The sequence below is a fragment of the Pseudomonas sp. R1-1 genome (assembly GCF_051132135.1).
In the GTDB taxonomy this organism is placed as follows: Bacteria; Pseudomonadota; Gammaproteobacteria; order Pseudomonadales; family Pseudomonadaceae; genus Aquipseudomonas.
The window spans coordinates 1,773,843-1,794,859 of record NZ_CP071663.1; the positions used below are offsets into that span (position 1 = coordinate 1,773,843).

Here is a 21,017-nt window from a genome sequence, read left to right on the forward strand (position 1 = left end):
CCATGAGTGGACCGCAAAAAGCCAATGACCTGTTGGGACAGATCCCCAAAACCAAAGGCCTGCCGCCGGTGCACTTGTGGAACCCGGACTTCTGCGGCGACATCGACATGCGCATCGCCCGCGACGGCACCTGGTATTACCTGGGCACGCCGATCGGGCGCAAGCCGATGGTCAAGCTGTTCTCGACGATCATCCGCCGCGACGGCGATGATTATTTCCTGATCACACCGGTCGAGAAGGTCGGCATCAAGGTCGACGACGCGCCGTTCGTGGCAATCGCCGTTGAGGTGGCAGGCGAGGGTGAAGCGCAAGTGCTGCGCTTCACCACCAACGTCGATGAAACCACCGAGGCCGGGCCCGAGCATCCGCTGCGTGTCGAGATTGATCCGACGACACAGGAACCAGCGCCTTATGTGCATGTGCGCACTAATCTTGAAGCGCTGATCCACCGCAACGTGTTCTACGAGTTGGTGGAGTTGGCCGTCAGCCGTGAAATCGACGGCCAGCGCTGGCTGGGCGTATGGAGCAGCGGCGAGTTCTTCCGCATCGGTATCGAACCCTAGAACACATACCCCTTGTAGGAGTGAGCCTGCTCGCGATTGCGGTGTATCAGTCAAGGCACTGTCGACTGTCACACCGCAATCGCGAGCAGGCTCACTCCTACATGGGTTTTATATTTCAGCTGAAAAATCTCGTTGACTGTTATTCGTATGATGATTAGCGTAAGCACCCATCGCGAACCGCTTTGAGGTGTTCATGTCCAGCAGCTTTCATGCGTCGACGGTTGACTGGCTGGGTAGCTGGATCGCCGCGGGCCAAGTGCGGCCGGGGCAGACCATCAAGGTCGAGGCGGATCTGGGCGAACAGCTCGGGGTCAGCCGCACGGTGATTCGCGAAGCGATCAAAACCCTCGTCGCCAAAGGCATGCTCGAAGTCGGGCCGAAAGTCGGCACGCGAGTCTTGCCGGTGCGGCGCTGGAACCTGTTCGACCCGCAAGTGGTCGGCTGGCTGTCGCGCAACGGTTTGCCGGAAAACTTCGTCGACGACCTGCTCGATCTGCGCCGCACCATCGAACCGATGGCGGTGCGCTGGGCCTGTGAACGCGCAACCCCGGAACAGATCGAAGCAGTGAAACTGGCCTATCACGCACTTGAACGCGCAGTCGACAGCGGCATCGAGTACAACCGCGCCGATCAGGCCTTCCACGAATGCATTCTTGCCGCCAGCCACAATCAATTTATCGAACAGATGGTCCCGGCCCTCGGCGCGTTGCTCGCGGTATCGTTCGAAGTGTCTGCTGCCGACCCGGATGAACTGCGTCGCACGTTACCGATTCACAAGGACATGGCCGATGCCATCGCCGCCCGCGATTCAACGCGCGGTGTGTGGGCCTGCATGACCCTGATCGACAACGCTGATCTGGCGATAAAGCGGTTTTACCCGAAAGTCATGGCCGATAAAAAAGCCAGCTGAACACACCGATCCCCTGTAGGAGTGAGCCTGCTCGCGATGAGGCCAGTCAGTTGATATCAACGTCACTGATACACCGCGATCGCGAGCAGGCTCACTCCTACAGAAAACAACAATAATGGAGCCCTCAAATGCAGTGGACCGCCCTGACCGAACACCGCGCCCAGCTCGGTGAAGGTCCTTTCTGGGACGCGCCGACCCAGGCGCTGTACTGGGTCGATATCGCCGGCAAGCAGGCGCTGCGTCTGATTGGCCAGAACGTGCAGATCTGGCAGATGCCCGAGCATGTGTCCGCGTTCATTCCGTGCAACAACGGCGATGCGCTGGTGACCCTGAGCAGCGGCGTTTATCGCCTCGACCTCGATTCGCCGGGCCTCGAACCGAAGCTGACGCTGTTCTGTGTCGCCGACCCGCAACCCGGCAACCGGCCCAACGAAGCGCGCTGCGATGCACAAGGCCGATTATGGCTGGGCACCATGCAGAACAACATCGGCGAACAGGGTGAAGACCTGCCGATCGTGCGCCGCTCCGGCGGGCTGTTCCGGGTCGATCCGGATCAACGCGTCACACCGTTGCTGCTCAATCTGGGCATTCCCAACACCCTGCTGTGGAGTGACGACGGCACCAAGCTGCTGTTCGGCGACAGCCTCGACAGCACGCTCAATCAATATTTCATCCGCACCGACGGCAGTCTCGACGATGCGCAGGTTTTCCATAAATCCGATCAGCACGGCGGCCCGGACGGCTCGGCGATGGACGCTGAAGGTTATGTGTGGAATGCGCGCTGGGACGGCAGTTGTCTGCTGCGTCTGACGCCCGAAGGCGTTGTGGACCGCAAGATCGACCTGCCGATCAGCCGTCCGACCAGTTGCGTATTCGGTGGCGCTGACCTGAAAACCCTATACATCACCAGTGCCCAGAGCCCGCATAACCATCCGCTGGATGGCGCGGTGCTGTCGATGCGCGTCGATGTTGCAGGAAAGCTCTGTACGCGTTTTGCCGGTTGAATCTCATAATATGGGATGCAAAATTATATATTGAGATTATTTGGCGGTCGGGTTTATAGTCGGCTCCAGCAGTAACACGCACTCACACTTAAAAAGAACAAAACAGGTGAAGTGATGCAGCGAATATCCATCGCACTCCCGCGCGGAGTCCGTCTCTCGCCACGGCTTGAAGTCGTGGCGCGCACTTGCCTGTTCAATTCTTCACGTCTTGCAAACCGGACATCGGTTGATGCCCGGTTTTTTTGCGCCTGCGAAAAGGGGGCCTGACCCGTGGCTGAAGCGCTTACTCTGCCGCCGGTGCCTGCGCCACCCCAAGGTGAACGTCTGCGCGGCAAAGTCGTGTTGCTGACCGGCGCCGCGCAAGGCATCGGTGAAGCCATCGTCGCTGCGTTCGCCTGCCAACAGGCAAACCTGCTGATCAGCGACATCCAGGCGGAAAAAGTCGAAAACGTCGCCGCGCACTGGCGCGCCCAGGGTTACGACGTGCAAGCCATGCAGGCCGATGTTTCGCGTCAGGCAGATCTGAATGCCATGGCCAAACGCGCCGTTGAACTGCACGGGCGTATCGACGTGCTGGTCAACTGCGCCGGGGTCAACGTGTTCCGTGATCCGCTGCAGATGACCGAGGAAGACTGGCGCCGTTGCTTCGCCATCGATCTGGACGGCGCCTGGTATGGCTGCAAAGCGGTACTGCCGCAGATGCTCGAACAAGGCGTGGGCAGCATCATCAATATCGCCTCGACCCATTCCAGCCACATTATTCCCGGCTGTTTCCCGTATCCGGTGGCCAAACATGGCTTGCTCGGCCTGACCCGCGCGCTGGGCATCGAGTACGCGCCCAAAGGCATTCGGGTCAACGCCATCGCCCCGGGCTACATCGAAACGCAACTGAACGTCGACTACTGGAACGGTTTTGCCGACCCGCATGCCGAGCGCCAACGTGCCTTCGACCTGCACCCGCCGAAACGCATCGGCCAGCCGCTGGAAGTGGCGATGACGGCGGTGTTTCTCGCCAGTGACGAAGCACCCTTTATCAATGCTTCGTGCATCACCATCGATGGTGGGCGGTCGGTGATGTACCACGACTGAACAAACGGATTTGCAGCGCTGAACTACGCTTGCAATCCAATCATCATACGATATGACTATTTTCAACACGCTTCACTGAGAACACGCTTCAACGCTTTTCAAACCTTGCTCAAAAAAAATAACAAGGAGTCATCTGATGAAACGTCGATTCGGGATTCGTACCCTGTGCAGTACTGCCCTGGCGGTCACTGCGTTCAGCCTGAGCAGTGCGCTGCTCGCCGCCGACGCGGTGAAGATCGGTTTTCTGGTCAAGCAGGCCGAAGAACCTTGGTTCCAGACCGAGTGGGCCTTCGCCGAGAAAGCCGCCAAGGACAAAGGCTTTGAACTGATCAAGATCGCCGTACCCGATGGCGAGAAAACCCTCTCGGCCATCGATAGCCTCGCGGCCAACGGCGCCAAGGGTTTCGTGATCTGCCCGCCGGATGTGTCCCTCGGCCCGGCGATCATGGCCAAAGCCAAGATCAACGATCTCAAGGTGATCGCAGTCGACGACCGTTTCGTCGACGCCAACGGCAAATTCATGGAAGACGTGCCGTACCTCGGCATGGCTGCGTTCGAAGTCGGCCAGAAGCAGGGCGCCGCCATGGCCGCCGAAGCGAAAAAGCGTAACTGGGACTGGAAAGACACCTACGCGGTGGTCAACACCTACAACGAACTCGACACCGGCAAGAAGCGCACCGACGGTTCGGTCGATGCCCTGAAGAAGGCCGGCATGCCGGAAGATCACATCCTCTTCGCCGCACTGAAAACACTCGACGTACCGGGCAGCATGGACGCCACCAACTCGGCATTGGTGAAACTGCCGAGCGCGGCGAAAAACCTGATCATCGGTGGCATGAACGACAACACCGTGCTCGGCGGCGTGCGCGCCACTGAAGCGGCCGGTTTTGCCGCGACCAACGTGATCGGCATCGGCATCAACGGCACCGACGCCATCGGCGAACTGAAAAAGCCTGACAGCGGCTTCTTCGGCTCCATGCTGCCAAGCCCGCACATCGAAGGCTACAAGACCGCCGAGATGATGTACGAGTGGATCACCGCCGGCAAAGAGCCGCCGAAGTACACCGCCATGGATGACGTCACCCTGATCACCCGCGAAAACTTCAAGCAAGAGCTGGAAAAAATCGGCCTGTGGAACTGACGCAGCGACGGCCCGGGCAACCGGGCCGTTTATCGGTGTGAAGAGGTGGCTTTATGCACGCGCAAGTACAGACACAAGAACAACACAGCGCCAGCGGCAGCCTGCGTTTCAACGGGATCGGCAAAACCTTTCCCGGCGTGAAGGCGCTGGACGGCATCAGTTTCGTCGCTCATCCCGGCCAGGTTCATGCGCTGATGGGCGAGAACGGCGCTGGCAAATCGACCCTGCTGAAAATCCTCGGTGGCGCCTACATTCCGAGCAGCGGTGAGCTGCAGATCGGCGAGCAGACCATGGCGTTCAAATCGACTGCCGACAGCATTGGCAGCGGCGTCGCGGTGATTCACCAGGAACTGCATCTGGTCCCGGAAATGACCGTCGCCGAGAACCTGTTTCTCGGCCATTTGCCGGCCAGTTTCGGTTTGATCAATCGCGGTGAACTGCGCCAGAAGGCCTTGAATTGCCTCAAAGGCCTGGCCGATGAAATCGACCCGCAGACCAAGGTCGGGCGCCTGTCGCTCGGCCAGCGCCAGTTGGTGGAAATCGCCAAAGCCTTGTCGCGCGGCGCCCATGTGATTGCCTTCGACGAACCGACCAGCAGCCTTTCGGCACGCGAGATCGATCGCTTGATGGCAATCATCGGCCGCCTGCGCGACGAAGGCAAAGTGGTGCTTTACGTGTCCCATCGCATGGAAGAAGTGTTCCGTATCTGCGACGCCGTCACGGTGTTCAAGGACGGTCGCTACGTGCGCACCTTCGATGACATGAGCCAGCTGACCCACGATCAACTGGTGACCTGCATGGTCGGTCGCGACATTCAGGACATCTACGATTACCGTCATCGCCCGCGTGGCGCGGTGGCGCTGAAAGTTGACGGCTTGCTCGGCCCGGGGCTGCGCGAACCGATCAGTTTCGAAGCGCACAAAGGCGAGATCCTCGGCCTGTTCGGGCTGGTCGGGGCAGGGCGCACCGAGCTGTTTCGGCTGCTCAGTGGCCTGGAGCGCAACACCGCCGGACGCCTGGAACTGCGTGGTCATGAATTGAAATTGCGCTCGCCGCGCGACGCGATTGCCGCCGGCATTCTGCTGTGCCCGGAGGACCGCAAGAAGGAAGGCATTATTCCGCTGGCGAGCGTCGCCGAAAACATCAACATCAGTGCCCGGGGCGCGCATTCGAGCCTTGGCTGCCTGATTCGCGGGCTGTGGGAGAAGGGCAACGCCGACAAGCAGATCAAGGCGTTGAAAGTCAAAACGCCGCACGCCGGCCAGCAGATCAAATTCCTCTCCGGCGGCAATCAGCAGAAGGCCATTCTCGGTCGCTGGCTGTCGATGCCGATGAAAGTCCTGCTGCTCGACGAACCGACCCGCGGCATCGACATCGGTGCCAAGGCGGAGATCTACCAGATCATCCATAACCTCGCCTCCGACGGTATTGCGGTGATCGTGGTGTCCAGCGACCTGATGGAAGTGATGGGCATTTCCGACCGCATTCTGGTGCTGTGCGAAGGCGCCCTGCGCGGTGAAGTCAACCGTGACCAGGCCAATGAATCCAACCTGCTGCAACTGGCTTTGCCGCGCCACCGCGCTGACGGCGTGGCGAACTGAGAGGTGACTATGATGACAACCCAAAACGAAACCCTGCCGACCGAGCGCAAACCGTTGGACATGCGTCGCTTCCTCGACGACTGGGTCATGCTGCTGGCGGCGATCGGCATCTTCATTGCCTGCACGCTGTTGATCGACAACTTCCTTTCGCCGCTGAACATGCGCGGGCTGGGCCTGGCGATTTCCACCACCGGCATCGCCGCGTGCACCATGTTGTATTGCCTGGCGTCAGGGCATTTCGACCTGTCGGTCGGCTCGGTAATCGCCTGCGCCGGTGTGGTTGCGGCGGTGGTGATGCGCGACACCAACAGCGTGTTTCTCGGCGTCAGCGCGGCACTGGCGATGGGCCTGATCGTTGGCCTGATCAACGGCATCGTGATCGCCAAACTGCGCGTCAACGCCCTGATCACCACGCTGGCGACGATGCAGATCGTCCGCGGGCTGGCCTACATTTTTGCCAATGGCAAAGCGGTCGGCGTGTCGCAGGAGTCGTTCTTCGTCTTCGGTAACGGCCAGTTGTTCGGCGTGCCGGTGCCGATCCTGATCACCATCGTCTGCTTCCTGTTCTTCGGCTGGCTGCTCAACTACACCACCTACGGGCGCAACACCATGGCCATCGGTGGTAACCAGGAAGCGGCGCTGCTGGCGGGCGTCAACGTTGACCGGACCAAGATCATCATCTTCGCCGTGCATGGCTTGATCGGTGCGCTGGCCGGGGTGATCCTCGCATCGCGGATGACTTCCGGGCAGCCGATGATCGGTCAGGGTTTCGAGCTGACGGTGATCTCGGCCTGCGTGCTGGGCGGGGTGTCGCTGAGCGGCGGGATCGGCATGATCCGCCATGTCATTGCCGGGGTGCTGATTCTGGCGATCATCGAGAATGCGATGAACCTGAAGAACATCGACACGTTTTATCAGTATGTGATTCGTGGTTCGATTCTGTTGCTGGCCGTGGTGATTGACCGCCTGAAACAACGCTGACATCAACTCACCCTGGAGTGAGCCTGCTCGCGATAGCGTCCTTCCAGATACATTGATGTTCAATGTGCTGACGTCATCGCGAGCAGGCTCACTCCTACAATGATCGCGTAAACCCTTCACCTTCGGTCACTTCCCGCAAATATCCCTTGCCCGCCACACCCCGTTTCGGTTATCAATCTGTACATGATTAGACAGGTACGATTCGACAAGAAACAACGGGTGGTCGACGAGCTCGTCCGGCGCATCGAAAGCGGCCTCATGGAGGACGGCTTTCTGTTGCCCGGCGAGCATCAGTTGGCTCAGGAATTCCAGGTCAGCCGCGGCACGCTGCGTGAGGCGCTGGCCGAGCTGAAGCGGCGCAATTACATCGCCACGCAAAGCGGCGTCGGCTCCATCGTCACGTTTGACGGCGTTGCCCTCGACCAGCGCAGTGGCTGGGCGCAGGCGCTGGCCGACAGCGGGGCGCTGATCAACACTGAGGTGCTGCGCCTTGAAGCTGTGACCCGGCCCGATCTGCTGGTGCGTTTCGGCACCGACCAGTTCATCACCCTTGACCGTCGTCGGCGCGCTACCGACGGTACGCTGGTGTCGCTCGAGCGCTCATTGATGCCGGCCAATGGTGGCCTCGAAAGCCTGCCGCGCGTAGGCCTGATCGATAATTCCCTGACCATCACTCTGGCCGCATATGGCTACATCGGCGAGCGCGGCGATCAGTGGATCGGCGCCGAACCGCTGAATGCCGAAGATGCCGAACTGCTCGGTCGCCCGGTCGGCACGGTCTTCCTCAAAGCCCTGCGCACCACCTACGACCGCCAGAACCGTTTCATGGAGCAGGTCGAAAGCCTGCTTGACCCGGTGCATTTTCGTCTGCACCTGCAATTCGGAGAATCGAAATGACCCCGCTCAACCGTGCCCTCGGCGCTTTTTATGGTCTGGCCCTCGGTGATGCGCTGGGCATGCCGACGCAATCGCTCAATCGCGAAACGATCAAGGCGCGTTTCGGCCAGATCACCGATCTGCAGGACGCCGGGCCGCTGCAACCGATCGCCGCGAACATGCCCAAAGGCTCGATCACCGACGACACCGAACAGGCGATTCTGGTCGGCGAATTGCTGGTCGAGGGCAAGGGCCGCATCGAGCCGGCAGTGCTCGCGCAGCGTTTGATCGAGTGGGAAGCCGAGATGCAGGCCAAGGGCTCGCAGGATCTGCTCGGGCCGTCGACCAAGCGTGCGATTGAAATGATTCTCGCTGGCCATTCACCGGAAGAGGCCGGGCGCTATGGCACCACCAACGGCGCGGCGATGCGCATCACCCCGGTCGGGATCGCCGCCGATGTGGCGGATCGCGAACGGTTTATCGCGGCGGTGGTGCAGGCCTGTCAGGTCACGCACAACACCACACTGGGGATTTCCAGCGCGGCGGCGGTGGCGGCGGTGGTGTCTGCCGGCGTCAATGGTCTGGATCTGGGCGAGGCGTTGAACCTCGGTCAGCAAGTCGCCCAGCAGGCAGAAACCCACGGGCATTGGGTGGCCGGTGGTCGTATCGGCTCGCGGATCAGTTGGGCGCGCAGCATCAGTGTCGACAGCGATAAGGCATTGCTGGCGGATCTACTCTACGACGTGATCGGCACTTCGGTGGCGTCGCAGGAATCGGTGGTGGTCTCGTTCGCCCTGGCCCAGCAAGTCGCCATCGGCGAAATGAGCGCGTTCGAGGCACTGTGCATGGCGGCCAGCCTCGGTGGCGATACCGACACCATCGCAGCGATTCTCGGCGCGATGCTCGGGGCCTGCCTGGGGCTTGAGTGTTGGCCCGCCGAGATGATTGATACGGTGAAGGCCGTTAATCATCTGGAGCTTGAGCCGTTGGTGCAGGGGCTGTTGGCCTTGCGTTGACTGGCTGGCCTCTTCGCGAGCAGGCTCGCTCCCACACTGGCACCGTATTTCCCTGTGGGAGCGAGCCTGCTCGCGAAGGGCGCACCGCCTATTTGAATTCTCACACCGCAATGGATCGCGCAGACAGGCCCGGGACGGCCGCAATGTCTTGTTTTGCATCATTGCCACAACCACAAAAAAGGCAAACAGGAGCACGTTCATGAGTTCATCGACCGCCGGGCAGAGCGCCGGGCAACTGGAAACCCGCGGCATCGAGCCGGTGCCGGAAGCCGAGTGCAACGGCCATCCGCTGCAACTGTTCTGGGTCTGGTTCGCCGCCAACATTTCCATTCTCGGCCTGCCCTTGGGCGCCACGCTGGTGGCGTTTCGCGGGCTGGCGATCTGGCAGGCGATCATCGTCGCGATCCTCGGTGCCGCCGGTTCGTTTGCGGTGGTCGGGATCATCTCGATTGCCGGTCGACGGGGTCGCGCGCCGAGCCTGACCCTGTCGCGGGCGATCTTCGGCGTACGCGGCAATATCGGCCCGACGCTGGTGTCGCTGATGTCGCGGCTGGGCTGGGAAACGGTCAACACCACCACCGCGGCGTTCGTCCTGCTGTCGCTGTGTTCGATCCTGTTCGGCTCGCCGGTCGAAGCGAAAAGTGCGCCGCTGCTGACGCTGATCTTCATTGCGATTTTCGTTTTGCTGACCCTCGCGGTGTCCGGCCTCGGCCACGCCACCTTGCTGGTCATCCAGAAGTGGGCGACGTACGTGTTCGGTGCGCTGAACATTCTGGTCGGCGGCTTCCTCTGCGCGACCATCGACTGGAGCGCGGTATTCAACGCGACGCCGGCGCCGCTGAGCGCGATGATCATCGGCATCGGCACCATGGCCGCCGGCACCGGGATCGGTTGGGCCAACGCTGGCGCGGATATGTCGCGCTATCAGCACCGCAGCGTCAAAGCCGTGCGACTGGTCGCCTCTGCTGCGTTCGGCGCGGGTATTCCGTTGGTGCTGCTGATCACCCTCGGCGGCTTGCTGTCGGTGGGCAACAACGATCTGGCGTCGGCGACTGACCCGATCGTGGCGATCCGCGACATGCTGCCGACCTGGATGGCCGTGCCGTATCTGGTCACCGCGTTCGGCGGTCTGCTACTGTCGAACAACCTGTCGGTGTACTCCGCCGGCCTGACCACGCTGACCCTCGGCCTCAAGGTCAAACGCGTCTACGCGGTGGTGGTGGACATCGTCGCGATCTTTGCCGGCTCGATTTATTTCATGCTGATCGCCGACAGTTTCTACGGTCCGTTCATTACCTTCATTTCCCTGTTGGCGGTGCCGATCACGGCGTGGGTCGGGATCTTCGTGGTCGATTTGATCCATCGTCATTATTACAGCCCCAAGGACCTGCTCGACGTCAGCCCGAGCAGCGCCTACTGGTACCACGGCGGTATCGAGTGGCGTGCGTTCGGCGCCTGGGCGATTGCCATCGTGCTGGGTTTCAGTTTCACCACCATCGGCACCACTGCCGAAAACGTCTGGTTCAAAGGTTTCCTGTCCGACTCCTGGCTGGGCCATAACGGCCTCGGCTGGATCGTGACCTTTGTCGTTGCCGGTGGCCTGTACCTTGTATTGGGCGGGGCGAAAGATCGCCGCGCCGCGCAACCCGAGAATGCTCATGCCTAAGATGTTGCACACCGGCCAGGTCATCATCGACCTGGTCATGGCCGTGGAAAAACTCCCGCAGGTTGGCGGCGATGTGTTGGCGCAGTCGGCGGGTTTCGAAGCGGGTGGCGGGTTCAACGTGATGGCGGCAGCGGTGCGCAACGGCCTGCCGGTGGTTTACCTGGGGCGTCACGGCACGGGACGTTTCGGCGATCTGGCGCGCCAGGCGATGCAGGCTGAAGGGATCTGCATCGGTATTGCTGAACCTGCTGAACGCGACACCGGTTTGTGCGTGGCCCTCACCGATGCCTCGGCCGAGCGCAGTTTCATTTCCTATATCGGTGCCGAAGGCGAGGTGTCCTCCGAGGACTTGAACAGCGTTACCGCCGAGGCGGGCGATTATGTCTACCTCAGCGGTTACAGCCTGCTTCACCCTGGCAAGGCGCAAGCGTTGCTCGACTGGACGCTGGCCGTGCCGAAGGGCATCAACGTGGTGTTTGATCCGGGCCCGCTGGTGGAATCGCCGGACTCGCCACTGATGCAGGCGCTGTTGCCGCGCATTGATGTGTGGACCAGCAACAGTGTCGAGGCATTGCGTTTTACGGGTGCTGACGACATAGCCCAAGCGTTGGATCGGTTGGTCAGACATTTGCCGGATTCGGTGTTGATGGTCGTGCGCGACGGGTCGCAGGGCTGCTGGATTCAGCAGGCCGGGGAGCGCCGGCATGTGCCGGGGTTTGCTGTGAAAGCGGTAGACAGTAACGGTGCCGGCGACGCGCATGCGGGAGTGTTTATCGCCGGGTTGGCGCAGGGGTTGAATGCCCACGAAGCAGCGCGGCGGGCTAACGCGGCGGCAGCCTTGGCGGTGACGCGCTGGGGACCGGCCACAGCGCCGGGGGCGGCTGAGGTGGATGCGTTTATCCGCAAGTCCTGCGGCGGCTGACCCACCGCTATCGCCAGCAGGCTAGCTCCCACAGGTTTTGTGTCCACCACAATTCCATTGTGAGGGCTACCTGCCCAGATAGCGGCCGAAGTTTTGCGGCGGCTGATCTACCGCTATCGCCAGCAGGCTGGCTCCCACATTGGATCTGTGGTCCACACAAAACCCCTGTGGGAGCTAGCCTGCTAGCGATGGGGTCAGCAGCCTCACCGCATTCAGCCCGCCTTGCGCAACGCCTCGATCAACTCCTGCTTGCGCATCGACGAGCGGCCCGGAATATTCTTCGCCCGGGCTTCTTTCATCAAACTGTCGACGGTCTGCGCATCCTTAGAAGTCTCGCTATTACGCGAATGCCCCTTGCGGCTGGCCACCGCCCGGCGCGATGACTCTTTACGATCTTCCGACTTGGCGCTCGCCGGTTTCTTGCGCCCGGAACCGCCGGATTTTTCGCCGCCGCCCGATTGTTTATTCACCGTCGCCCAAGCGCGGGCCTCGGCTTCATCTTTCGACACGCCTTTTTTCTCATAGCTGTCTTCGATGTGCTCGGCCTTGCGCTTCTGTTCACTGGTGTACTTGTCTTTGCTTCCACGAGGCATGGGATTTCTCCTCTTGTGTGCGAATTCAGCCGCTCGCCGCACTGGCCGCGAGCGACTTCAGAGCTACTGGCGATCGAGTTTCTGCGCCGCTTCAACGCCAGCAGCACTGAGCTTGATCGGCAGGTTCAACTCATGCTCGCCCGCTTCGCTGCAGGTCACATGACCGTGATGAATCAAACCGCGCTCCTGCAGGGCGGCGAGGGCGCTGGCCACGACTTTCTCGCCCCGGTAATTGTCCAGCACTTCCTTGCCCAAGCCGTTGGGATGCGCGTGCAACAGGCGGGTGAGGACTTCTTTTTCCAGGTCTTTGTCGACGTTCATGGTTACCTCTTCATGGGAGTGAATAGGGCGCTCGCGTCGGCGAACTACTACTGACCGGCACCTTCGGAACCCGAACCACCGGTGGTGGTTTTCGAGCCGACGCCGGGGCCGGCGTTATCGGGCGCAGCCGGAGAGTCAGGCGTGTTCATGCCGCCCTGACGCCCCGGATCGCTGCCCTGCGTGCGCGGGTCAGTGCCGGTGGCCGGTGGCTGATTGATCAACGGTACGCCGGAGCCATCGGTGTTCATGCCGGGAGCACTGTTGATGGCCGGGGCGCGAGGCGGGGTCGGATCGGTAGGGCCAGTACCGGCTGCCGTGGACGAGGCGGCGAATACCGCAGGGCAGAGCAGGGCGCTGAAGACGAAAGCGGTCAACCTTGACGGGATCATAGGGCTTCTCCAGTGATTGGAATCCTTACCCTTGATTGGTCCGCCGTACGTCGGGATTGGTGCCTGAGGATCGACGAACGGTTTATTCCGTCATCGTGTGTTTGCCACTGAGTCGATGCCGATTTCTTCCATGAACTGCTCCATGAAACCCTTCAAGCGCTGATGGCGAATCTGTGCCAGGCGCTGGCCGGTGGCGGTCTGGAAGCCCTCGGCGAGGTGCAGCAGCTTGGTCTGGAAATGGTCGAGGCAAAAGCGTGTGTCGTCGTAGTCGCGGTGTTTCGCTACGGGATCTCGCGGATCGTAAAGCGCCGCGCCCATGCGCCCGGCGACATAGAAAGTGCGCGCGACGCCAAGCATGCCCAGCGAGTCGAGACGGTCGGCGTCCTGGACGATTCTTGCTTCGAGGGTCAGCGGGGTGATGTTGGCGGAGAAGCTGTGGGCTTCGATGGCGTGGGCGACTTGGGTGATTTTTTCGTTGGGCCAGTTCATCGCTTCCAGGACGGATGAAGCCTTGTCCGCTGCCAGACGCGAAGCCTGCGCGCGCAGTGGCGAGTTTTTCTCGACGGATACGCAATCGTGCAGAAGCACCGCGGCGAGCAAGACATCGAGCTCACCGCCCTCTGTTTCATGCAGCGTACGTGCGTTGTGCCAGACCCGCTGCAGGTGGGCGAGGTCGTGGGCGCCATCGTCTGAGGGCTGTAGAGCATGAGGAAGCAACGCTGAGGCAAGTGTCTGCACGGGCGTGAAATATTCAACGGTCATAAACATCCTTTCAGATTGTCGCAAAACCTGTGGGAGCGAGCCTGCTCGCGAAGGCATTCTGTCAGTTGGCTCAAGGTCTGACTGAAAGGACGCCTTCACGAGCAGGCTCGCACACAGGTGACACAGTGTTCGGCAAATCTGGCAAGTTAGCCCGTTTGCCATGTGACGAGCGCCGCCGCGCACCTTAGTATGGCGCTTTAATTTGCACACAAGGCCCGTCCATGACGATCGAAATCCGCCCGGCGACCCCCAGCGATGCACCGCAGATCCTCACCTTCATCACCGAACTCGCCGATTTCGAAAAGGCTCGTCACGAAGTCATCGCCAGCGTCGCCGACATCGAACGCAGCCTGTTCGGCGAAGGCGCCACCGCCCACGGCCTGATCTGCCTGCGCGACGGCCTGCCAATCGGTTTCGCGGTGTTCTTCTTCAGCTATTCGACCTGGTTGGGCAGCAACTGCCTGTACCTCGAAGACCTCTACATCACCCCCGAACAACGCGGCGGCGGCGCCGGCAAGACCCTGCTGCGCCACCTCGCCAAAATCGCCTGCGCCAACGACTGCGGCCGCTTCGAATGGAGCGTGCTGGAATGGAACACCCCAGCTATCGAATTCTACAAATCCCTCGGCGCGCAGCCGCAGGAAGAGTGGGTGCGGTATCGCATGGATGGCAAAGTCCTGCGCGAGTTCGCCGAGGGTCATTGATCCGTTACTGAAGATCGCAACATCGATCAGCGATTTTGCGATCTTTTTTTGTTTTCGTCTCACTATATGGGATTGATATTTATATATTGAGATTTCCCCGCGCCCGGGTTTATAGTCCATCGCACTCACTGCCAAAAAACAGAACAGGTGAAGCGATGCAGGCGCAATTGATCGCGCTCGATTGGGGGACGACCTCATTACGTGCTTACAAACTCGCGGCGGACGGTGTGGTGCTGGAACAGCGTGCGCTGTCGTCCGGGATCATGCAGTTGCCCAAGACGCCGCGGATCATCCACGGACGTGAATGTGCCGATGGTTTTGAACTGGCGTTTGATCAGGCCTGTGGCGACTGGCTCGATGCGCAGCCGGATCTGCCGGTGATCGCTTGCGGCATGGTCGGCAGCGCACAGGGCTGGCGCGAAGCGGCCTACTGCGAAACGCCGGCGGACGTCGCCAATCTCGGAAAATCCCTACAAACAGTCGTCAGTCTGCGCGGCACCCCTGTGCATATCGTGCCGGGGGTGATTCAGCGTTCGCGTCTGCCGAATGTGATGCGTGGCGAGGAAACCCAGGTGCTGGGTGTCCTTCAGCAACTGCCGGCCGAGGCGGGCGCTGATCTGCTGATCGGCTTGCCGGGCAGTCATTCCAAGTGGGTCGAAGTGGTCGATGGTTGCATCACGCATTTCGACACGTTCATGACTGGCGAGGTGTTCGCGGTGCTCAGCGAGCACAGCATTCTCGGCCGCACCCAACAACCCAGCGTCACCTTCGAGGCACAGGCGTTCGACCGTGGCGTGCAGATTGCGCTGTCGGCGGACGGTGAGCTCGGCGTGCTTTCGACGTTGTTCAGTGCGCGCACGCTGGGCCTGACCGGTGAACTCGGCCCGACCCTGCAAGCGGATTACCTGTCCGGGCTGATGATCGGCCACGAGCTGGCCGCGCTCGCCGCGGTGCAGCGCCAACGCCGCAATAACCCGAATCTTCCTTCGATCGTGCTGATCGGCAACGGCCAACTCTGTGCCCGTTACAGCCGTGCGCTCGACGCCTGCGGGTTCGCCCGGGTGACGCTGGCCGAGCAGGCTACCGAGCGTGGCCTGTGGCAATTGGCGCGTGCCGCAGGCCTGATCGATTCCTCATCCCGTTAACCTGACTGGAGGCCTGACATGCTCAAGCAAGCACTGGCGCAAAACGGTCTGATCGCAATCCTGCGTGGCCTGCAACCGCAGGACGCCGCGGCTGTGGGAGAAGTCCTGTATGCCGCCGGATTTCGCGTCATCGAAGTGCCGCTCAATTCCCCTTCGCCGTACGAAAGTATCGCCACCCTGCGCAAGACCCTGCCCGCCGATTGCCTGATCGGTGCCGGTACGGTGTTGACCGCGCAGCAAGTGCAACAGGTCAAGGATGCCGGCGGCCAGGTCATCGTCATGCCGCACAGCGACGCCAAGGTCCTGCGCGCGGCGAAAGCGGCCGGGCTGTACCTGTCACCGGGCGTCGCCACGCCGACCGAAGCCTTCGCGGCGCTGGAGGAGGGCGCGGACATTCTCAAGCTGTTCCCGGCCGAGCAGATGAGCCCGGCAGTCGTCAAAGCCTGGCTCGCGGTGTTGCCGGCGGGCACGGTGCTGGCGCCGGTCGGCGGCATCACCCCGGACAACATGCAGGCGTTCCTCGATGCCGGCGTGAAAGGCTTCGGTCTCGGTTCCGGGCTTTTCAAACCGGGCATGACGCCAGAGCAAGTGGCGGTCAATGCCAAGGCCTACGTGGCCGCATGGAAAGCGCTTCGTTGAGACTTTTCCGGCGCCGCGTGCGCTGCATCTAATAAAAGCTGCATTTACAAAAGAGAGCAGAGATGAAAATCACCAAACTCACGACCTTCATCGTCCCGCCGCGCTGGTGCTTCCTCAAGGTCGAAACCGATGAGGGCGTGACCGGTTGGGGCGAACCCGTGGTCGAAGGCCGGGCGCATACCGTGGCCGCTGCCGTTGAAGAATTGTCTGACTACTTGATCGGCAAAGACCCACGCAACATCGAAGACATCTGGACCGTGCTGTATCGCGGCGGCTTCTACCGTGGCGGTGCGATCCACATGAGCGCACTGGCCGGTATTGACCAGGCGCTGTGGGACATCAAGGGCAAGGCCCTTGGCGTGTCGGTCAGTGATCTGCTCGGAGGCCAGGTGCGCGACAAGATTCGTGTGTATTCGTGGATTGGCGGCGACCGTCCGGCGGACACGGCGCGTGCGGCGAAAGAGGCGGTGAGCCGTGGTTTCACCGCAGTGAAAATGAACGGCACCGAAGAACTGCAGTTCCTCGACACCTTCGAAAAAGTCGATCTGGCCCTGGCCAACGTCGCCGCCGTGCGTGACGCAGTGGGACCGAACGTCGGCATTGGCGTGGACTTCCATGGCCGCGTGCACAAGCCGATGGCCAAAGTCCTGATGAAGGAACTCGACCCGTACAAACTGATGTTCATCGAAGAGCCGGTGCTCAGCGAAAACTACGAAGCGTTGAAAGAACTGGCGCCGCTGACCAGCACGCCGATCGCCCTCGGCGAGCGGCTGTTTTCGCGCTGGGACTTTAAACGCGTGTTGAGCGAAGGCTACGTCGACATCATCCAGCCGGATGCCTCGCATGCCGGCGGCATCACCGAAACCCGCAAGATCGCCAACATGGCCGAAGCCTACGACGTGGCGCTGGCGCTGCATTGCCCGCTGGGGCCGATTGCACTGGCGGCGTGTTTGCAACTTGACGCGGCTTGTTACAACGCGTTTATCCAGGAGCAGAGCCTGGGCATCCATTACAACGAGAGCAACGACTTGCTCGACTACGTGAAAGATCCACGCGTGTTCGATTACGACAAAGGCTTCGTGAAGATTCCGAACGGCCCGGGGCTGGGGATCGAGATCAACGAAGAATATGTGATCGAGCGCGCGGCGGTCGGCCACCGCTGGCGCAACCCGATCTGGCGCCATGCCGATGGCAGTTTTGCCGAGTGGTGAGTCATCTCTGACACACCGCCCTGATCGTTCCCACGCTCTGCGTGGGAATGCCTCTATGGACGCTCTGCGTTCGGCTCTTGAGGGACGCGGAGCGTCCCGGGCTGCATTCCCACGCGGAGCGTGGGAACGATCAGGCCTCAGGCCGACCTCAATAAACATAAAAAGAGGCTCTCCTCATGCAATCGCACACCCTCACCGGGCAGGCGTCTTTAGTCACGCCCAGCCGCAAGCGATTTTTCATCATGGTGTTGCTGTTCATCACCGTGGTCATCAACTACCTCGACCGCAGCAACCTGTCGATTGCCGCGCCAGCGCTGACCAGCGAACTGGGCATCGATCCGGTGCATGTCGGGCTGATCTTTTCTGCGTTCGGCTGGACTTACGCGGCCATGCAGATTCCCGGCGGCTGGCTGGTCGATCGCGTACCGCCACGGATTCTCTACAGTGTCGCGCTGCTGCTGTGGTCGGTGGCCACGGTGATGCTCGGTTTCGTCAGCAGTTTCATCGCCCTGTTCGTGCTGCGTATGGCAGTTGGCGCGCTGGAAGCCCCGGCGTATCCGATCAACAGCCGCGTGGTCACCACCTGGTTTCCCGAGCGCGAACGCGCCACGGCGATCGGTTTCTACACGTCCGGGCAGTTCGTCGGCCTGGCCTTTTTGACGCCGGTGCTGGCGTGGTTGCAACACGCGTTCGGCTGGCACATGGTGTTCGTCGCGACCGGTGCGGTCGGCATTCTCTGGGCGCTGATCTGGTACGCGGTGTATCGCGAGCCGCGTGATTTCAAAGGTACCAACGAAGCCGAAATCGAGCTGATTCGCGAGGGCGGCGGGCTGGTCGATATCCAGGCGGAAACGGCCAAAGTCAAAGCCAGATTCAGCTGGACCGATCTGGGCATTGTCCTGAGCAAGCGCAAATTGTGGGGCATCTACCTCGGCCAGTTTTGCCTGAACTCGACGCTGTGGTTCTTCCTGACCTGGTTCCCGACTTACCTGGTGAAATATCGCGGCATGGACTTCATCAAGTCCGGCCTGCTGGCGTCGCTGCCGTTTCTGGCCGCGTTCGTTGGCGTGCTGTGCTCGGGGTTCTTTTCCGACTGGCTGATCCGCCGTGGTTACACCGTCGGGTTCGCGCGCAAGTTGCCGATCATCAGCGGGCTGCTGATCTCCACCGCGATCATCGGCGCCAACTTCGTTGAATCAACACCGTTGGTGATTGCCTTCCTGGCGCTGGCGTTTTTCGGCAACGGCCTGGCCTCGATCACCTGGTCGCTGGTCTCGACGTTGGCCCCGGCACGCCTGCTCGGGCTGACGGGTGGGGTGTTCAACTTCATCGGCAACCTGTCGGCGATCGCCACACCGATCGTGATCGGCTTCCTCGCCAGCGGTGATTCGTTCGCTCCGGCGATCACCTACATCGCCGTGCTCGCGCTGGTCGGTGCGTTGTCCTACGTGCTGCTGGTGGGCAAGGTCGAACGTATCGAGTTGTAGTGGTCTGCGTCGGGCGACCATAATGCCGCCCGTTCCCTCGCTCAACGGTAAAAAGGCTGGATATGCAGGAAGACGCCCCGGGAAAAACCAAGGACGCCGCGCCCACCGGCACCCAGACGCTGTTGCGCGGCCTCGGTGTGGTGCAAGCGGTGGCCAGTGGCGCCCGCGATCTCAAGGAGATCGCCCGGCTGATCGGCACCACCCGCAGCACCACCCATCGTCTGGCCAGTTGCCTGGTCGACGAGCGCTACCTGCGCGTGGTCCCGCAAATCGGATATCTGCTCGGGCCGAAGCTGATCGAACTGGGTTTTCAGGCCCGCGAAGAACTGCCACTGGTGACTCTGGCCGGGCCGTATCTGGACGAGTTGTCGGCGTTGACCGGCGACACCGTGCACCTGGGGATTCGCGAAGGCGATGAGGTGCTTTACCTGCTGAAGAATCCCGGGCGCAACGGCCCGGAAATGCGCTCGCGGGTCGGCCATCGCATGCCGCTGGCGCGTACCGGCATCGGCAAGGCGTTGATGCTCGATGACTCGCCGAAAGATTGGCAACGTCTGTACGACATCAGTCTGCCGGCGGGTGGGAAAAGTCAGTTCTGGCCGCAGCATCCCCAGCAGTCGTGGGAACAGCTTGAGCAGCGCATGAGCGAGTACGTGGCCGGTGGCTACGCCTTCGACCTGGAAGACAACGAACCGTCGATCCGCTGTGTGGCGGCGCCGATTCGCGATGCGAGCAAGGGTATTGTGGCGGCGATCAGCATCGCCAGCACCGTGCCCTATATGCCGCTGGAGAAAATGGCCGAGCTGATTCCCCTGATCAAAGGGGTCACAGCCCGGCTGTCGGCGGAGCTCGGCTTGAAGGTATAAGCCTTTTAGGGTTTAAGCCTTGAGCGTCGCCATGTCGATGACGAAACGGTATTTGACGTCACCGGCAATCATCCGCGCGTAAGCCTCGTTGATCTGGCGGATGTCGAGCATTTCGATGTCGCAGGTGATGTTGTGTTCGGCGCAGAAATCCAGCACTTCCTGGGTTTCCGCAACGCCGCCGATCAACGAACCGGCCAATACCCGACGCCCCAGCACCAGTTTGGCCGCATGCACCGGCGGATCGATCGGTTCGATCAGGCCGACCAGAATGTGCACGCCGTCGAAACGCAGGGTGTCGAGGTAGGGGTTGAGGTCGTGCTGCACCGGAATGGTGTCGAGCAGGAAATCGAAGTAACCGGCCGCAGCCTTCATTTGCTCGGCGTCGGTGGACACGATCACATGGTCGGCGCCCTGACGACGGCCTTCTTCGGCTTTACTCGCCGAGCGGGTGAACAGCGTCACTTCGGCGCCCATGGCCTTGGCGAACTTGATGCCCATGTGACCGAGGCCGCCCATGCCGAGAATCCCGACCTTGTCGCCGGCCTTCACGCCGTAGTGCTTGAGTGGCGAGTAGGTGGTAATGCCGGCGCAGAGAATTGGCGCAGCGCTGGCCAGGGCCAGTTTTTCCGGAATGCGCACGACGAAGTGCTCGCTGACCACGATGCTGTCGGAATAACCGCCCATGGTGTTGCTGCCATCGACCCGGTCCGGGGTTGCGTAAGTCATGGTCGGGCCTTCGAGGCAATATTGCTCGAGGTTCGACTGGCAGGCTTCGCAGGTACGGCACGAGTCGACCATGCAGCCGACGCCGACCAGATCGCCGACTTTGTGCCGGGTGACATTCGCACCGATCGCGGTGACTTTTCCGACGATCTCATGGCCGGGCATCAACGGATAAACCGCGATGCCCCATTCGTTGCGTGCCTGGTGAATGTCAGAGTGGCAGACGCCGCAATACAGAATCTCGATGGCAACGTCGTCAGCACGCGGGCTGCGGCGTTCGAACTTCATCGGGGCGAGGGGAGTGGTGGCTGATTGGGCGGCATAACCGATCGCGGTGTACATGGCAAACCTCGCAGAAGCAGGAACAAGTGAGGCGGCGAATTCTGGGCGCCGAATGCTCGTGCGGCC

Annotated in this window: 22 protein-coding genes; 17 read left to right on the forward strand and 5 right to left on the reverse strand. The window is 61.3% G+C overall.

Features of this window, described 5'->3' with window-relative positions:
* The first annotated feature begins 2 nt into the window (after positions 1 to 2).
* The 11 genes from J3P75_RS08165 to J3P75_RS08215 all read left to right on the forward strand — a co-directional run bounded on the left by J3P75_RS08165 (position 3) and on the right by J3P75_RS08215 (position 11,769).
* Positions 3 to 563: a DUF1285 domain-containing protein gene (locus J3P75_RS08165; protein WP_434709878.1), complete on the forward strand. Its 561-nt coding sequence runs from the start codon at positions 3 to 5 to the stop codon at positions 561 to 563.
* Between the two features lie 193 nt (positions 564 to 756).
* Entirely contained in the window at positions 757 to 1,473 is a 717-nt protein-coding gene (locus tag J3P75_RS08170; RefSeq protein WP_434709879.1) for a FadR/GntR family transcriptional regulator, read from the forward strand.
* 128 nt (positions 1,474 to 1,601) lie between these two features.
* On the forward strand, positions 1,602 to 2,477 hold the full coding sequence (locus J3P75_RS08175) for an SMP-30/gluconolactonase/LRE family protein (protein ID WP_434709880.1): 876 nt from the start codon (positions 1,602 to 1,604) through the stop codon (positions 2,475 to 2,477).
* A gap of 270 nt (positions 2,478 to 2,747) precedes the next feature.
* Complete coding sequence (locus J3P75_RS08180) at positions 2,748 to 3,566, forward strand: SDR family oxidoreductase (RefSeq protein WP_434709881.1); 819 nt, start codon at positions 2,748 to 2,750, stop codon at positions 3,564 to 3,566.
* A gap of 136 nt (positions 3,567 to 3,702) precedes the next feature.
* The gene (locus J3P75_RS08185; protein ID WP_434596386.1) at positions 3,703 to 4,707 is read left to right on the forward strand and encodes a substrate-binding domain-containing protein; all 1,005 of its coding nucleotides are present in this window, start codon (positions 3,703 to 3,705) and stop codon (positions 4,705 to 4,707) included.
* A 53-nt stretch (positions 4,708 to 4,760) separates the two neighbouring features.
* Positions 4,761 to 6,308 (forward strand): L-arabinose ABC transporter ATP-binding protein AraG, encoded by a 1,548-nt coding sequence (araG, locus tag J3P75_RS08190; protein ID WP_434709882.1) that lies wholly within the window; start codon positions 4,761 to 4,763, stop codon positions 6,306 to 6,308.
* 12 nt (positions 6,309 to 6,320) lie between these two features.
* Positions 6,321 to 7,289 (forward strand): L-arabinose ABC transporter permease AraH, encoded by a 969-nt coding sequence (gene araH / locus J3P75_RS08195; RefSeq protein ID WP_093106558.1) that lies wholly within the window; start codon positions 6,321 to 6,323, stop codon positions 7,287 to 7,289.
* 183 nt (positions 7,290 to 7,472) lie between these two features.
* A complete protein-coding gene (locus J3P75_RS08200; protein WP_016770970.1) occupies positions 7,473 to 8,186 on the forward strand; it encodes a GntR family transcriptional regulator in 714 nt (237 codons plus the stop codon).
* Positions 8,183 to 9,181, forward strand: a complete 999-nt coding sequence (locus J3P75_RS08205) for an ADP-ribosylglycohydrolase family protein (protein WP_434709883.1) — start codon at positions 8,183 to 8,185, stop codon at positions 9,179 to 9,181. The genes J3P75_RS08200 and J3P75_RS08205 overlap by 4 nt, the downstream gene beginning before the upstream one ends.
* Positions 9,182 to 9,380: 199 nt before the next feature.
* The gene (locus J3P75_RS08210; RefSeq protein WP_434709884.1) at positions 9,381 to 10,847 is read left to right on the forward strand and encodes a purine-cytosine permease family protein; all 1,467 of its coding nucleotides are present in this window, start codon (positions 9,381 to 9,383) and stop codon (positions 10,845 to 10,847) included.
* Positions 10,840 to 11,769, forward strand: coding sequence for a PfkB family carbohydrate kinase (locus J3P75_RS08215; RefSeq protein ID WP_434709885.1), 930 nt, complete (start codon positions 10,840 to 10,842; stop codon positions 11,767 to 11,769). Before J3P75_RS08210 ends, J3P75_RS08215 begins: the two co-directional genes overlap by 8 nt.
* A 212-nt stretch (positions 11,770 to 11,981) precedes the next feature.
* On the opposite strand, the gene J3P75_RS08220 is transcribed toward J3P75_RS08215, so the two are convergent.
* The 4 genes from J3P75_RS08220 to J3P75_RS08235 form a co-directional block, all read right to left on the reverse strand.
* Complete coding sequence (locus J3P75_RS08220) at positions 11,982 to 12,362, reverse strand: Rho termination factor N-terminal domain-containing protein (protein WP_090285159.1); 381 nt, start codon at positions 12,360 to 12,362, stop codon at positions 11,982 to 11,984.
* 63 nt (positions 12,363 to 12,425) lie between these two features.
* Positions 12,426 to 12,683: a hypothetical protein gene (locus tag J3P75_RS08225; protein WP_332767353.1), complete on the reverse strand. Its 258-nt coding sequence runs from the start codon at positions 12,681 to 12,683 to the stop codon at positions 12,426 to 12,428.
* Between the two features lie 47 nt (positions 12,684 to 12,730).
* On the reverse strand, positions 12,731 to 13,072 hold the full coding sequence (locus tag J3P75_RS08230; RefSeq protein ID WP_093099449.1) for a hypothetical protein: 342 nt from the start codon (positions 13,070 to 13,072) through the stop codon (positions 12,731 to 12,733).
* A gap of 90 nt (positions 13,073 to 13,162) precedes the next feature.
* The gene (locus J3P75_RS08235; RefSeq protein ID WP_434709886.1) at positions 13,163 to 13,834 is read right to left on the reverse strand and encodes an HD domain-containing protein; all 672 of its coding nucleotides are present in this window, start codon (positions 13,832 to 13,834) and stop codon (positions 13,163 to 13,165) included.
* Positions 13,835 to 14,055: 221 nt separating this feature from the next.
* Between J3P75_RS08235 and J3P75_RS08240 the strand changes: the two genes are divergently transcribed.
* From J3P75_RS08240 to J3P75_RS08265, 6 genes are all read left to right on the forward strand, one after another.
* Positions 14,056 to 14,538 (forward strand): GNAT family N-acetyltransferase, encoded by a 483-nt coding sequence (locus J3P75_RS08240; protein WP_090285151.1) that lies wholly within the window; start codon positions 14,056 to 14,058, stop codon positions 14,536 to 14,538.
* 155 nt (positions 14,539 to 14,693) lie between these two features.
* Positions 14,694 to 15,683: a 2-dehydro-3-deoxygalactonokinase gene (locus tag J3P75_RS08245; RefSeq protein ID WP_434709887.1), complete on the forward strand. Its 990-nt coding sequence runs from the start codon at positions 14,694 to 14,696 to the stop codon at positions 15,681 to 15,683.
* Between the two features lie 18 nt (positions 15,684 to 15,701).
* Entirely contained in the window at positions 15,702 to 16,322 is a 621-nt protein-coding gene (locus J3P75_RS08250) for a 2-dehydro-3-deoxy-6-phosphogalactonate aldolase (protein WP_093099455.1), read from the forward strand.
* 62 nt (positions 16,323 to 16,384) lie between these two features.
* Positions 16,385 to 17,533, forward strand: coding sequence for a galactonate dehydratase (gene dgoD, locus J3P75_RS08255; protein ID WP_007908327.1), 1,149 nt, complete (start codon positions 16,385 to 16,387; stop codon positions 17,531 to 17,533).
* A 176-nt stretch (positions 17,534 to 17,709) separates the two neighbouring features.
* The gene (locus tag J3P75_RS08260) at positions 17,710 to 19,020 is read left to right on the forward strand and encodes an MFS transporter (RefSeq protein ID WP_093099457.1); all 1,311 of its coding nucleotides are present in this window, start codon (positions 17,710 to 17,712) and stop codon (positions 19,018 to 19,020) included.
* A gap of 62 nt (positions 19,021 to 19,082) precedes the next feature.
* A complete protein-coding gene (locus tag J3P75_RS08265) occupies positions 19,083 to 19,886 on the forward strand; it encodes an IclR family transcriptional regulator (protein ID WP_434709888.1) in 804 nt (267 codons plus the stop codon).
* Between the two features lie 12 nt (positions 19,887 to 19,898).
* On the opposite strand, the gene J3P75_RS08270 is transcribed toward J3P75_RS08265, so the two are convergent.
* Positions 19,899 to 20,951, reverse strand: a complete 1,053-nt coding sequence (locus tag J3P75_RS08270; protein WP_093099459.1) for an NAD(P)-dependent alcohol dehydrogenase — start codon at positions 20,949 to 20,951, stop codon at positions 19,899 to 19,901.
* Positions 20,952 to 21,017: the final 66 nt, after the last annotated feature.

What these genes read in the sequence shown, in the direction of transcription:
- J3P75_RS08165 (WP_434709878.1), top strand. Translation starts at nt 3, where the DNA reads ATGAGTGGACCGCAAAAAGCCAATGACCTGTTGGGACAGATCCCCAAA.
- J3P75_RS08170 (WP_434709879.1), top strand. Translation starts at nt 757, where the DNA reads ATGTCCAGCAGCTTTCATGCGTCGACGGTTGACTGGCTGGGTAGCTGG.
- J3P75_RS08175 (WP_434709880.1), top strand. Translation starts at nt 1,602, where the DNA reads ATGCAGTGGACCGCCCTGACCGAACACCGCGCCCAGCTCGGTGAAGGT.
- J3P75_RS08185 (WP_434596386.1), top strand. Translation starts at nt 3,703, where the DNA reads ATGAAACGTCGATTCGGGATTCGTACCCTGTGCAGTACTGCCCTGGCG.
- araG (WP_434709882.1), top strand. Translation starts at nt 4,761, where the DNA reads ATGCACGCGCAAGTACAGACACAAGAACAACACAGCGCCAGCGGCAGC.
- araH (WP_093106558.1), top strand. Translation starts at nt 6,321, where the DNA reads ATGACAACCCAAAACGAAACCCTGCCGACCGAGCGCAAACCGTTGGAC.
- J3P75_RS08200 (WP_016770970.1), top strand. Translation starts at nt 7,473, where the DNA reads ATGATTAGACAGGTACGATTCGACAAGAAACAACGGGTGGTCGACGAG.
- J3P75_RS08205 (WP_434709883.1), top strand. Translation starts at nt 8,183, where the DNA reads ATGACCCCGCTCAACCGTGCCCTCGGCGCTTTTTATGGTCTGGCCCTC.
- J3P75_RS08210 (WP_434709884.1), top strand. Translation starts at nt 9,381, where the DNA reads ATGAGTTCATCGACCGCCGGGCAGAGCGCCGGGCAACTGGAAACCCGC.
- J3P75_RS08215 (WP_434709885.1), top strand. Translation starts at nt 10,840, where the DNA reads ATGCCTAAGATGTTGCACACCGGCCAGGTCATCATCGACCTGGTCATG.
- J3P75_RS08220 (WP_090285159.1), bottom strand. Translation starts at nt 12,362, where the DNA reads ATGCCTCGTGGAAGCAAAGACAAGTACACCAGTGAACAGAAGCGCAAG.
- J3P75_RS08225 (WP_332767353.1), bottom strand. Translation starts at nt 12,683, where the DNA reads ATGAACGTCGACAAAGACCTGGAAAAAGAAGTCCTCACCCGCCTGTTG.
- J3P75_RS08230 (WP_093099449.1), bottom strand. Translation starts at nt 13,072, where the DNA reads ATGATCCCGTCAAGGTTGACCGCTTTCGTCTTCAGCGCCCTGCTCTGC.
- J3P75_RS08235 (WP_434709886.1), bottom strand. Translation starts at nt 13,834, where the DNA reads ATGACCGTTGAATATTTCACGCCCGTGCAGACACTTGCCTCAGCGTTG.
- J3P75_RS08240 (WP_090285151.1), top strand. Translation starts at nt 14,056, where the DNA reads ATGACGATCGAAATCCGCCCGGCGACCCCCAGCGATGCACCGCAGATC.
- J3P75_RS08245 (WP_434709887.1), top strand. Translation starts at nt 14,694, where the DNA reads ATGCAGGCGCAATTGATCGCGCTCGATTGGGGGACGACCTCATTACGT.
- J3P75_RS08250 (WP_093099455.1), top strand. Translation starts at nt 15,702, where the DNA reads ATGCTCAAGCAAGCACTGGCGCAAAACGGTCTGATCGCAATCCTGCGT.
- dgoD (WP_007908327.1), top strand. Translation starts at nt 16,385, where the DNA reads ATGAAAATCACCAAACTCACGACCTTCATCGTCCCGCCGCGCTGGTGC.
- J3P75_RS08260 (WP_093099457.1), top strand. Translation starts at nt 17,710, where the DNA reads ATGCAATCGCACACCCTCACCGGGCAGGCGTCTTTAGTCACGCCCAGC.
- J3P75_RS08265 (WP_434709888.1), top strand. Translation starts at nt 19,083, where the DNA reads ATGCAGGAAGACGCCCCGGGAAAAACCAAGGACGCCGCGCCCACCGGC.
- J3P75_RS08270 (WP_093099459.1), bottom strand. Translation starts at nt 20,951, where the DNA reads ATGTACACCGCGATCGGTTATGCCGCCCAATCAGCCACCACTCCCCTC.